A 12449-nucleotide genomic window follows, 5' to 3' on the forward strand; every position below is an offset into this window, starting at 1 on the left:
AAAAGTTAATTTTTAGTCCCCAGTCCCCAGTCCCTAGTCCCCAGTCCCTGCCTAGGCTTGTCGTGAGTAGTATTCCACCACGAGCAATTCATTAACTTGCAACGCTACCCATTCGCGCTCAATGACACTGTTAACTTTGCCAGTTAACTTGTTTTTGTCAAATTCCAGATGGCTAGGGAGGTTAGCTAAACCAGGATATTGCAAATTGGTTTCTACTAACTTCCGTGATGCTTCTCTGTCTCTGATTGCAATTACTTCACCGGGACGGCACTGGTAACTAGCAATGTTCACTACCCGACCATTAACCGTGACATGACCGTGATTTACTAGCTGACGAGCTGCGGGAATGGTAGGAGCAATACCCAACCGAAAAACGGTATTATCCAAGCGCATTTCTAGCAGTTGTAGCAGCACTTGTCCTGTAGAACCTGTCACACGTCTGGCTTTACGCACATAACGCAACAGTTGTTTTTCTGTCAAACCGTAGTTTAAACGGAGCTTTTGCTTTTCCTCCAGACGGACTGCATATTCAGAACGTTTTTTACGATTCTGACCATGTTGACCTGGTGGATAGGCACGTCTAGCACTTTTACGAGTTAATCCTGGCAATTCGCCCAAGCGACGTACAATTCTGAGGCGTGGCCCTCTATATCGGGACATGAGTTTCCTTAATCTAATCCTGTTTAACTTTTACCCAGACATTCCATTTTGACACTCTCCTGATTATAAGTCAGGAGATTCTTGGTTTGATGAATAATGCTTGCCTTGTCAGGACTTATCCCCCCAAGTCGAAACATTTTCTTTCCAAGCTTAAATTCCGGCTTGCCTTGCCGTACTCTTACAAACAAACCGGTTTTTTGTGTTTATTTAGTTTTGTAGACTATCCAACTACTACATTGGTTGACGCTGTATTTCCAACTCAGAAATACTTTTTACGCTGTCTACTGGTTGCACATTTTGACTATATTAACACCATTTTCTGCCGAATAGATGCTGCCTGTATTGATGCTCCCCCGAAAAAGCCGCCTACTGGCATGACTGGGTAAAAATATTACATTAATCTTACAAGACCAGAAATTGCTGATAAACGCCAATAACTATATTTCCTAATTTGCCGCAGAGTTGCCGTACATTTGAGTTAGCATAACTTTGGGTGTTTGGAGAACGGCAATGTACAAAAAAAATTTTGGTAAAACTGGTAACCAAGAAGGCAGTTCTACTGTGAAGATATTTCCGGCGAAACAAGTTTCTTCATTACGACTGACGGCGCCAGTTTTGGTGATAGCTGGATGGTTATCAACAATGGCTCCAAGTATGGCTGTTACTACCTCTTATGCTAACGATTACCGCGTTTGTTCAGCTCAACTTTTGAATTTGGGCTTAACAGCACAAGCAGTATCACAAGGTTGTGCAAAAGCGCTGCGCCCGAGGGACTTATCTGCCTGCGTAGTAAAAATCAATCAACAAACGCAAATTCCCCCTGTAGATGCGCTCTCTTCTTGTAGGCAATCTCGACGTCCCCAAGAATTAGCTAACTGTGTGGTTGGTGTGAGCAGGAATACAGAAGGGGCTGTCAATCCATCAATTTTAAATTACTGTGGTCGTAGTTTATTGCCAGTGCGTTTTGCTGAATGTGTAGTGGGCTTACGTAGTGAGATTGAGATTGCGCCAACTCAGGCAATGGATACTTGTATCGATGCCAGTGATAGAGTGACTGGACTTTCACCTGCTGCTGTACCACCAACTCAAGTTCCCAGCGGCGGATTTAATCGTTCTTTTGAAGTTACTCCACTTCCAGGAATTCCAGAAAATCAATAAGTAAAAAAATGACAAAAAATGCCGAGACAAAACAATCAAAGTCTCGGCTTTGTCTGCTGTTTTACATCCAAATGCGACCACGACGAAAAGGCTTATCAGGCTCAGATTTATTAGAATGCGCCTTAGCCATTTCTTCCCACCAAAATCCATAATCTTCAAGACCAGTAGCCAACAGATGGCTTTTAATCTCCTCAGCTTTTTTTGGGGTTTGAGAATTTGCTGATTCTGCTGGAATTGAGTTGGCGGTAGTTTTCTTTTCTTTGGACATGGTTTTAGCAACTCCTAATTCAAAATTAGATTTAGCATGAGTAAATGGAACTTCGGATAGCATCCAATTAGCACCATTAATTGTGCCGTGATTGGCGTTTTTAGTCAGATCATGAGTAATATTACTGCTACCCTCATTCAAAGGCCAATAACCAACTAATCCTAACTCATTCCCCATCAAAGATTGGTGCATATTTTCTTTAATCTCTGATTGAGTACGAGCTACCTGCCAAAGACGTACTTCCGCAATTTTTCCCAAAAATGGGTAGGTTTCATTATTATCTTTGTAGGTTCCAATCAGCAAATCATTTTCAGGTTCGTAATTAATACCAGAATCAGAAGATGATTTGGCGGCTATTTCTACTCCATCAAGATATAATTTCATCTGTTCACCATCATAAGTGACAGCAACATGATTCCATTGATTTAGCTTTAAAGAATCAACTTTACTACCAAAATATTGAATTCTCTTAGATGAAGTTTTTAAAGCAAAAAATACGCCACTTTTGCCATCAAGAAGAATACCGTAGCCGCTTTCAGTTGTATTTGTGTCAAAAACATTAGAAATAATCCCTGCTCGTCGCCGTTGTTTTTGACAATAAACCCAAGCTTCTAAGGTAATTTCTTTCTCAATCTTAAATTCAGGTTTCTTGCCTAAAAGGATATAGTCATCTTGTCCATCAAATGTAAGCGCATACTGCAAATATTTTGTTGCCTCCGTCATATAATTAACATAAATTTATCTAGTGTTTTGTAGTCTATCAGTTCCCCCTTTTTTCATAGAAAAGGGGGTTATGAGGTTAGTTTTCTAGGTATATTGTGAACAAATGAAAACTCACTAAAACTTGCGACAACCGCAGTGACCAGAAGACTTAAATTGCTGATAACTCCTGTTTTGAAACGCTGGTGGGTCGTTGTAGTTAGCACCATGTAATAAATCCATACGAATATGTACTAAATCTTCAACTCTGCCGTGAATTACATCCACGGCCCGATGAGGATAAATAATATCGGGTCTTTTTACTGGAGCGGAAAGTATGGGTAATCTCATGTTGAATAACCTTAGAAAATTTTGTGATACCGTCTCTTTGTGAGGCTGTATATATTCACCTCTTGGCTACATTCTCTTGGCCAAACTAGGGTGAATTACCCCCCTTAATCCTTAAAAAGGAGGGAGACAGGAAAATCTAGTTCCCTCTTGTTCTGGTTTTCCGAATAGTTACAGAAATATCTGGCAAAGAGGTGAGACCAAAAATCCAGTTCTCTCCTCTTGAGCAGGTAAAACCCCAAAGGTTGAGATTAATATGGTGTAGACCAAGTACGCACTTCGCCCAAAGTAACAGGAATAATATCGCTCACGTCAATTGTAAAACGGAATAATTTCTTCGCACGGCGGCTATTTTCAGGGTCAAAGAATTTCAGTTTGACATCCCAACAATCGCTATCAAGTCTACAGAAAGGACTTTTTTCTACTGTAATACTATCTAATTCCATACCTTCGGCTACGGCTGAGGCAAAGGTAGAAGCAGCTTGGAAGGCGTTGGTAGAAGCAAAATTTAGCGCCCTATCTTGAGAAGTTGTGCCTAAGTTGCGTAAATCATAGTAAATACGGCTGAGGAAACTGCCAAGGGTGCGACGAATAGAATCTTCTTGTGTGTCTGTAGCTTGGGCTTGTACCGTTTGTATCGCAGCATTGACTAGGTTGTTAACCTTCCAGCCGTAGAGTCCTCGGATGCTGTAAAGTTCAATTACTGGCACGACTTGCCCAGAAAATAGTTTAACACTGCGCCCAGATAATACACCAGGAATACTGACTCGCTCTACATAGTCGGCGTTGTCTTCTGGTTGTATTTGTCCTGAGAGTAATTGCTGTATTACAGCATAAGTATCTCTGGCAAAACCGCCTACAGGTTCAATGGCATAGATGGGGGTTAACTCTAGGTTCAATGTCCAAATTAAGGATTTGGCTTCGGAAAGATTGGCTTCCAAATAGTCCACCATTTGCCGTGCATCGTAGGGGTTTGCGGGAACTGCTGTACCTTCAATTTCGATTCCTGGCATTAATTGCTTGAAGGAATCGCGCCTGGCTTCGCTGCCAAAGTCATAGCCAAGAGTTCCTAAAGCATAGACCAATGTGGATTCGGCTAGTTCGCTTGGTGCTTGGCTAGCGGTGACGTAGTTGGATGCACGATTTGACATAGCAGTAGATCTGACAGTGGGTATGCTTGCGGTGGTGATTGGTGTGGAAGTGGCTACGGGAGTAGGTGCAACAACTTCAGATGCTTCAGAGCAGACAAATTCTTGGGGGTTGGGTGAGGCTTCGCTGACATCAGTTCCGCCACAGCCACAACCAGCAGCTTCAATGCTGTCAACGGCTTCTAGGGTTTGTAATTCTTCGGACACGGTTCCTCCTTTGAGATATTGCAATGCACCAGAAATATTCAGCTTGCCTAGCAAACAACGACTTGCATCTTCGGTGTCGTTTGGTGTGCAAGGGATGGCAGTTTCTAATAAGGCGGTTCTAATTTTATGGGGGTCTGGTTTTTCGCCGCGCTGGACTTGCAGACTTAGCAGCAAGGCGGCGACTCCAGCCACTATGGGGGTGGCAAAGCTAGTACCATTGAGTTTTTGTGTACCGCCTCCTGGTTTTGCCCCTAGGATATTTTCTCCAGGTGCCAGGATGCCTTGGTTTTCATATCCCCAGTTGCTAAAGTCGATGGGTCTACCCTGTTCATCCATTGCCCCTACTACTAGGACAGTGGGAAAAGCCGCGGGGACGTGCAAGCATTCGCAACCATCATTACCAGCAGCAGCGACAATTAAAACGTTGTTTTCATTGCACAGTTGCACGGCTTTTTCTAGCCAGCCATCTGCCTCACCTATATCGGTAAGTTGTCCGCCACTGATATTAATAATATGCGCTCCGGTTTCAACTGCTTGTTCAATGGCGCGAGCTAAATCTAATTGAGATAACTTGCGACCATTATCAGCAAATACGGGAATTATTAATCCCCGACAGTTAGGAGCAATACCCTCAACAGGAGAATTTGGTTGACCAAAAATGATGCTAGCAACATGAGTTCCATGCACAGACATAAAACCATTAGCAGTAGCTTCTCCTTGTACAAGTGTGGGTAATTTTGTTAAATCAGCACCCTGAAAACAAGAGTGATTCGGGTCAACTAATCCATCAAGTACAGCAACACAAATTGTTGAGTCACCTTGAGTTTCTGCCCATAATTTCTGGATGCCTGGAATTTTTGTAATATTGGGCATTTGAAGGCTAGAGCAAGCAAAGGTTATTAATCACAAGAATGAACATACAGAATTTTTTGTTTGGTTGATAGTCAGTTTACACAAAAATTCAACATTATTTCTAGCAAACAATAAACTTTTTTTCTTAAGTGTCTTAACTGTCTTAACTGTCCGATTTTTGTCGGCTTAAGTGTCTTAACTGTCTTAACTGTCCGATCAAACGTTAAATTACGTTGATATATTTAATTTTGTATTTCAATGAAACAAAATTTTTACTTTTAAAGACCTTGACAAGTTGCTTATATTTTCTGTAGTGTTCTGTTAATTCATAAATTCCACTATTCACATTCCGACTTGAAAAATCAAGTTGCAGAACAAAACAAGGTTTTTTGAACCCCAAAAAACCTACATTTGATGTTGGTGTGATATATGAATTAACTTGCTGATATTTTTTAGGAAAGAAAACTCATGAAAAAGAGAAACTTGCTGCCAACTCAAACTGCTCCCGTTGAGCGTGACAACACTGCGGCTTCTTGCCAAGGCGAAAAGGGACTATCCTCAGCGATGGTGTTTACGCCTTTTCCAATGCCTCCTTTTGCAGGAGATGATGCGGAGTAATCATCCTCATCATTTTAGTTACCTCAAAAAGGATTTTGACTCTTTTTGGAGTTAATGTTGGCGCACAATTTACCTCAATTAATTTGGGGAAATGACTTTTGCGCGAGGTGTTTACCCCTCCCTAACCCTCCCCTTATTAAGGGGAGGGAACTAGATTTATTTTTCGGTTTATCTTAGAAGCCTCAGCGATCGCGGTGCTAGCTAAACCAGTAAGGAGAGAGAACTAGATTCATTTCCGGTTTCCTCCTTATTAAAGGGAGAAAACTAAATTTATTTCCGGTTTCCCCCCTTTATAAGGGGGGATTAAGGGGGGTAATTTAAACATCATAGTCTTAATAAGACAGAACTAAATAAGAAGCAAATTAAGGCATTTTATGTTGATGCCTCAAGTATTGAATTTTATCTTTAATAACTTCACAAACTGCGGAAATATTATGATGTACATCATCGTTAGTAAATCGCAGAAAAATAATACTTGCTGACTCGATAAACTGTTGTCTTTCTCGGTCATATTCTTGCGCCCCTTCTTGAAAATGACTATCTCCATCAACTTCTATTGCGAGTTTGATTTCTGGGCTATAGAAATCGATCACAAACTGAGCAACACCATATTGTCGCCGAAACTTACAGTTTTCTATTTGCTTTCCTTTTAGCTGTAACCACAATTTTTTTTCGGCTTGAGTCATGTTATTCCGTAAAAATTGTCGTTTATCCTTTTCAGAAGTTCTGTTGTAAAGTTCAGTCATATTTAATGATGCCTTTTGCTTTTATACATACTATGCACTTTTTATACTAATTCTGTATGAAAATGCATAGAAAGAACCCCATCCCCCGCCCTTGGAAAGGCTACGGTTTACACACCAGTCGAATTACCCCCCTTAATCCCCCTTTCTAAGGGGGGAAACAAGAAAATCTAGTTCCCTCCCCTTGTCAAGGGGAGGGTTAGGGTGGGGTAATTCGAGAACTGGTAGTGATTTAATAACTTGTGTGTAAACCGTAACCTTGCTAAGAGGAGGGGAGCAAAAGCGTAGCTTTGGCGGGATTAAGGGAAAGTTAGTGAAATTGAGAGTGCTATCTGCATCATCTGAAAATATAGTCTTTTTTCGCCAAAATTATAACAATATCCCACTATGCCAAACTTTACTGATATCCCCGGAATACCTGAAATTTGGACACGCACCCAAGGCGACCCTCGTATCAAAATTGCGATTTTAGACGGCCCCACCGATTTAGAACGTGCCTGCTTTCAAGGAGCAAACTTTACCCAAATTAAACCCTATTGGACACAAGATATTGAACTGAATGACGAATATTTTCATTACCTGCAATTAGCAGCAGAATTTAACCAGCAAAAAAAAGCGAAAAAAGAAGAACCAGACTACGACAAAGAAGAGTTTAAAAAAGAAGAAGAAGAATTTTTTCAGCAGTTTCCTAAACCAATTCTAGACCGCGTTCTTTTAGCTGGTCATGCCACTCACATTTCTAGCACTATCTTAGGGCAACACAACTCACCTGCTCCTGGCATTGCCCCCAAATGCACAGCAATTAATATTCCCATTGCTTACGATAACGAAAACTTTATCTCACCCGTTAACCTCACCCACGCTATTAATACCGCCTTGAAATGGGGAGCAAACATCATCCACATCGCGGCTTGTCATCCCACCCAAACGGGTGTCACACCAGATTTATTTGCCCGTGCGGTGAAACAATGCCAAGACAATAACATCTTAATAGTTGCCCCTGGTGGGAATGATAAAGGTGAATGTTGGTGTATTCCTGCCATTATTCCCGGTGTTCTCACGGTGGGCGCAATACGCGATGATGGACAGCCGTTCAAATTTAGTAACTATGGTGGAGAGTATCAAAATAAAGGTGTCATGGCCAATGGGGAAAATATCTTAGGCGCAGCACCAGGAACAGATGAACCCATCCGCGAAAAAGGCACAAGTTGTGCTGCACCTATTGTTACAGGTATTTCTGCCTTGTTGATGAGTATGCAATTGCAACGAGGCGAACAACCCAACGCGGAAGTGGTGCGACAAGTGATTTTAAATAGTGCCATTCCTTGCAATCTCGAAGAGGTCGAGGAACCGGAACGCTGTTTGCTGGGTAAGTTGAATATACCAGGGGCTTATCAGTTATTGACTGGGGAAAGATTAACTGGTGTTGAGCCTTCTGGTTTTGAACCTCTCCCCCAACCCCTCTCCTGCAAGGAGAGGGGAGTTAGAGAACAAGAATTTACTCCCTCCTTCCCTACTAGGAAAGGGGGGTTAGGTCAAGCCACTGTCACCGCTTCAGCCGTTGCAACTCATCCCACCAGTTCCCAAACAGCAACTATCACCACTAGCCAAGCTGCGGATGCTGTGACTGCTAGTGCTAAGTCAAACTTAGTTTATGCTCTCGGTACAGTGGGTTACGACTTCGGTACAGAAGCGCGGCGTGACTCGTTTAAACAACTTATGTCAGGTGTGGAAATTGCAGGAACAACTGTTCCTGCAAACCCTTACGATGCGCGTCAAATGGCAGATTACCTGGAGCAAAATCCAACAGAAGCAAAATCTTTAATTTGGACACTGAACCAAGAACTGACACCAATTTATGCAATTGACCCCAAAGGTGCATTTGCGGCTGATGTCTACGAAACCTTGCAGGCGATATTAGCTGGACAGGTACAACCCCAAGACAATGAAGATTACATCGAACGAGTGAGTTTTCCTGGACGGTTGACTAATAGGACTGTAGAGCTATTTTCTGGGCAAGTCATTCCTGTTGTGACGCTACCAAATATCAGGGGGATGTACGGTTGGAAGGTGAATAGCCTGGTGAGTGCAGCCGTGGAAAGTGTAACTATCCAAGAAACTAATGCTGATGAAGTTAGGTTACGGCGATCGCTCAACAGTTTTTTGCAGAAAGTATACTTTGATTTGCAGAATTTAGGACAAATTTCTAAAGATAGAGCATTAAATTTTGCGGCTACTAATGCATTTCAAGCTGCTTCCTGCTTTAGTGAAGCTGTTTCTAGAGGTATGGAACTCGACAGCATTGAAGTAGAAAAAAGTCCTTTCTGTCGCCTGGATAGTGATTGTTGGGATGTGAAATTGAAATTTTTTGACCCGGACAATGGCCGTCGAGCTAAAAAGGTTTATCGATTTACGATTGATGTAAGTTACATTATTCCTGTAACTTTGGGTCAAGTTCGCTCTTGGTCAGTTCCTAAATAATGTGACTGATTCAAAACATATTGGCGACACATCACTTCAGCCACCCTATCGGATACCCTCCCCAGTCCAAGGTTAGGGAGGTGTTAATGTATGTGTTGTATTCTTTTTTCCATTTGGCATAACACAGTAAGAATTAATACCAATTAACTAAATGTTGGCGACACATTTAGGTTGGCTAATACACAGTAGACACTATGACGAATTATGCACAGCGTCACTGGTTAAAGTTTTGAATAATTTTCCAGTTAAACTATTAGTCTTCTTTTCTACCAAACACCATTTGCAAAATCATGGGAATACCACCGCTTTGGTGATATCTATCTGCCCAGGCGCGAATGATTTCGTCTAATTCTTCCATAGCCTGTTCCCATCTTTCTGCTGGAATATCCAATTCTTCCAAGGCGCGCATGGTATTTGGTCGCTTTTCTGCCCAGTCCTTCATCATGCGGAAATAGCGGGCGGTATCTTCCACCATGATGTAGGTACGTTCTTGGTCGTCAGCTGGTGCATAAAAAGGACGTGTCAGAGCGTAGAAGGGCATTCCCCAAGGAGAATCTATGCGGGTTACTGTGCCTGAATACAGCAGTCGGCGCTTGATATGCTCTGCTAAAGCTTCGCTCAAAGGCATTTGATGCTCAGGTGGCAAAACTTCTTGCGATCGCTTGTGCAAAAATTCAATTAAATCTAAAAACTCAAAAGATGTGGTCAATTGAGCATCGGGCAGATTACTTGGTAGTTTCTGCTCAATTTGTCTTTTTTCTTCACTGGTGAGACTTGTACCAGGAACACGGGATCTTCCTGGTTGCCAAGGAAATTTTTCCATCCAAACATAAGGTAATTGAATTAGATAACGGGGTTCTTGAGAACCTAGCATCTTCAACAATTTGCCTTCGGTCAGTGCTTGTCTGACTTCTTCTACAATAATTTTTACACGCTTTGGCTCTAGGTGGTGCAAGTGACCTGTCATCCGCAAGTTTTGACCTTGCTCTAAATAGGTCATATAAATCGCACACTTAGCTGCCGTTGCGGCTGCATCTAAGAACGCTCCATGCCTGTGCCCACTCGTCCGCATGGCACTAAAAGCCAGATAAAGCATGATCTGATCCATTGCACTTGGGCTAAGACGCTTGATCAGATCTATGTCGTTACTCATATTACAGACAGTTGAATAGCAAGTTTACAGATTTATTCATTACACCAAACTATGTAGTATACACCCAATTTACGCTTATGTCTTCACTCTCGACCTTTAATATCATCATCTTTTGACACCAGGATTACTGGTCTTCAAAATTGATAATTACTCTGCATCGGGGAAATGATCACACAACAACTGTTTTTGAGCATTTAGCAGAAGTAAATCTTGCTACAGACTACTTGCTATTAAACTTTTAAAACTGTTGTTTATTTACATCTTTCCGACAATGATGAGAATTTATTGGGGAGGAAGTAATCTACCGAACTGGGGAATGCTAGCAGGCTCAACCAGGAATTATAAACCTAATATACTGCTTACAAGTTTCGGTGATTTTTCAGTAGTATAGGTAGTTGACTTGAGAGATCATCATAAACCTCTAGCAAGGCTCATAATTTCAAATCTAAAATACCTTTTTATTTCTTAGAATATGATAGTCTATTTTAGTCTTTTTTTTTATTAATTTTGTATAAAGTAATCTCTTTTAATCATCTCTATCATTAACATTTAATTCTTTTATCAGCAACTGTTTATGAGGATTCTCTGATATTTCACCCAAGAATTAAAGGTAACTTTTAATTCATTTTTTGGCTTCACTTTTTGGTCAAGCGAGATGATAGATGAAACTACTATGCATCAAGCATTATTGAAATCCGGAAAATTTGAGAATTGGGGAAAGTAGAATTTCCTTTGGTCATCAGAGACAATAGGGAATGAGATAGTAGTATTTTTGTTAAATGTAATTGAGGATTTAATGGCAGGTTAAAAGCTCAAAATGACTCTTTTAGAAATTAATTTTGATCATTTTAAGCTTGTTACCATAAGTCATTCAAGTTTCGGAACTAGAAGTTTTCACCTGGTTCCGCATTTTCTCAAAGCTGTAAGCGGCGACGCCAAAAGTAACGAACAATACTCCCATGATTTGCATAATGGCTAAAGTTTCCTGAAGTATCAACCCAGCAAAAACCACGGTGAGAATTGGCACGCCTGCGCCGATAATCGCTGATCGTAATGCGCCTAGTTTGCGGATTCCTACGTTGTTCAGCACGTAGCCTACTAAAGTTAAAACGCCCAAAATAAAGGCACTTAAAACAAGTTCTAGCAATTTGGACTGATCAACTGCCAAACTTAAATCTCTTGGTAAAGGCAACATCAATCCAATAAAGCTCAATATAAACATTGTGCTGAAGTTAATTAATGTAAAAGATACCGGATGAATTTTAGCGGCACATACCCGTGTCAAAATCACGTAGCAAGCGAAGGCTACTCCAGCCAAAATTGCTGTGCTGCTTCCTAGTGTAAAATTTGCAGTACCTAGCCCAGCAGAGCCTCCTATAACTAACAATTCACCACAGCAAATCGCCCCGATGGCCGCAGCACGAAATCCACTAGGCTGATCGCGGAACAGCAACCAAGAGAAGATTCCACTAACAATGGGGTAGACAAAGAAAAGTGCGATCGCCATGCCTGTGGCTATCTGACTAATGGCAAGATAGATGAGTACTTGGGATACAAACAAAAAGCATCCACTAGCGATGGATAATTGCAAAAATTTTTGGGTCTTGAAACTATTATTGGAAGTGGAACTACTACGTGTTGATGTCACCAGGTTTTGCATATCTTGCCATACTTGGGGATGCATCATGGGTGCTAAAAGTATCATGAGTGGCACAACCACTAGCAATCGCAGCGTCAAAATTAAAAATATATTCCCCAAAGTTGGCGAAATTAGCCCCTGTATTTCTAAAACTCCTAAATTATCGTAAGCCTTAAAGAACATACCTTTGATGGCTACGTTGTACAGCGATGAAACCACTGCTGACAATACAACCAGTAAGAAGCCGATCTGGATAGACGATATTTTTGAGGAGCTAGGTGACTGTGGTGATACAGGTTTGGCTCTTTGATTAGTTGCTGTCTGTGAGGGGGATTGGCGATCGCGTCTCAAGTCTTCTCGACTGAGGACAGAAATTGGCTCTGGGGGTGTTTCTGACTGTGGAGGGGATTGGCGATCGCTTTCCCAGTCTTGGCGATTAATCACAGAAGTTGGTTCTAGTGATTGTGGAGATTGG

Annotated in this window: 10 protein-coding genes; 3 read left to right on the forward strand and 7 right to left on the reverse strand. The window is 41.5% G+C overall.

What is annotated here, in order from left to right:
- Positions 1-51: 51 nt before the first annotated feature.
- Positions 52-660, reverse strand: a complete 609-nt coding sequence (gene rpsD, locus ACM0OT_RS21065) for a 30S ribosomal protein S4 (RefSeq protein WP_414541206.1) — start codon at positions 658-660, stop codon at positions 52-54.
- Between the two features lie 510 nt (positions 661-1170).
- Between rpsD and ACM0OT_RS21070 the strand changes: the two genes are divergently transcribed.
- On the forward strand, positions 1171-1818 hold the full coding sequence (locus tag ACM0OT_RS21070) for a hypothetical protein (protein ID WP_414566347.1): 648 nt from the start codon (positions 1171-1173) through the stop codon (positions 1816-1818).
- A gap of 61 nt (positions 1819-1879) precedes the next feature.
- Here the strand turns inward: ACM0OT_RS21070 and ACM0OT_RS21075 are convergent, their stop codons facing one another.
- The 3 genes from ACM0OT_RS21075 to ACM0OT_RS21085 all read right to left on the reverse strand — a co-directional run bounded on the left by ACM0OT_RS21075 (position 1880) and on the right by ACM0OT_RS21085 (position 5361).
- Entirely contained in the window at positions 1880-2788 is a 909-nt protein-coding gene (locus tag ACM0OT_RS21075) for a LamG-like jellyroll fold domain-containing protein (RefSeq protein WP_414566348.1), read from the reverse strand.
- A gap of 135 nt (positions 2789-2923) precedes the next feature.
- Positions 2924-3136, reverse strand: a complete 213-nt coding sequence (locus ACM0OT_RS21080; RefSeq protein WP_414566349.1) for a cyanobactin biosynthesis system PatB/AcyB/McaB family protein — start codon at positions 3134-3136, stop codon at positions 2924-2926.
- Positions 3137-3384: 248 nt separating this feature from the next.
- A complete protein-coding gene (locus ACM0OT_RS21085; RefSeq protein WP_414566350.1) occupies positions 3385-5361 on the reverse strand; it encodes a S8 family peptidase in 1977 nt (658 codons plus the stop codon).
- A 447-nt stretch (positions 5362-5808) separates the two neighbouring features.
- Here ACM0OT_RS21085 and ACM0OT_RS21090 point away from each other — a divergent pair, with 447 nt between their 5' ends.
- Positions 5809-5958 (forward strand): anacyclamide/piricyclamide family prenylated cyclic peptide, encoded by a 150-nt coding sequence (locus ACM0OT_RS21090; protein WP_414566351.1) that lies wholly within the window; start codon positions 5809-5811, stop codon positions 5956-5958.
- 362 nt (positions 5959-6320) lie between these two features.
- On the opposite strand, the gene ACM0OT_RS21095 is transcribed toward ACM0OT_RS21090, so the two are convergent.
- The gene (locus tag ACM0OT_RS21095) at positions 6321-6704 is read right to left on the reverse strand and encodes an endonuclease domain-containing protein (protein WP_414566352.1); all 384 of its coding nucleotides are present in this window, start codon (positions 6702-6704) and stop codon (positions 6321-6323) included.
- Positions 6705-7088: 384 nt separating this feature from the next.
- Between ACM0OT_RS21095 and ACM0OT_RS21100 the strand changes: the two genes are divergently transcribed.
- The gene (locus ACM0OT_RS21100) at positions 7089-9182 is read left to right on the forward strand and encodes a S8 family peptidase (RefSeq protein WP_414566353.1); all 2094 of its coding nucleotides are present in this window, start codon (positions 7089-7091) and stop codon (positions 9180-9182) included.
- 253 nt (positions 9183-9435) lie between these two features.
- Here ACM0OT_RS21100 and hetR read toward each other — a convergent pair whose 3' ends face one another.
- Positions 9436-10335, reverse strand: coding sequence for a heterocyst differentiation master regulator HetR (gene hetR / locus ACM0OT_RS21105; protein ID WP_414541204.1), 900 nt, complete (start codon positions 10333-10335; stop codon positions 9436-9438).
- 871 nt (positions 10336-11206) lie between these two features.
- A partial coding sequence (locus tag ACM0OT_RS21110) for a DMT family transporter (protein ID WP_414566354.1) occupies positions 11207-12449 on the reverse strand: 1243 nt, incomplete at its 5' end.

The organism is Anabaena sp. CCY 9613 (assembly GCF_963920895.1).
Taxonomy (GTDB): Bacteria; Cyanobacteriota; Cyanobacteriia; order Cyanobacteriales; family Nostocaceae; genus Cyanocohniella.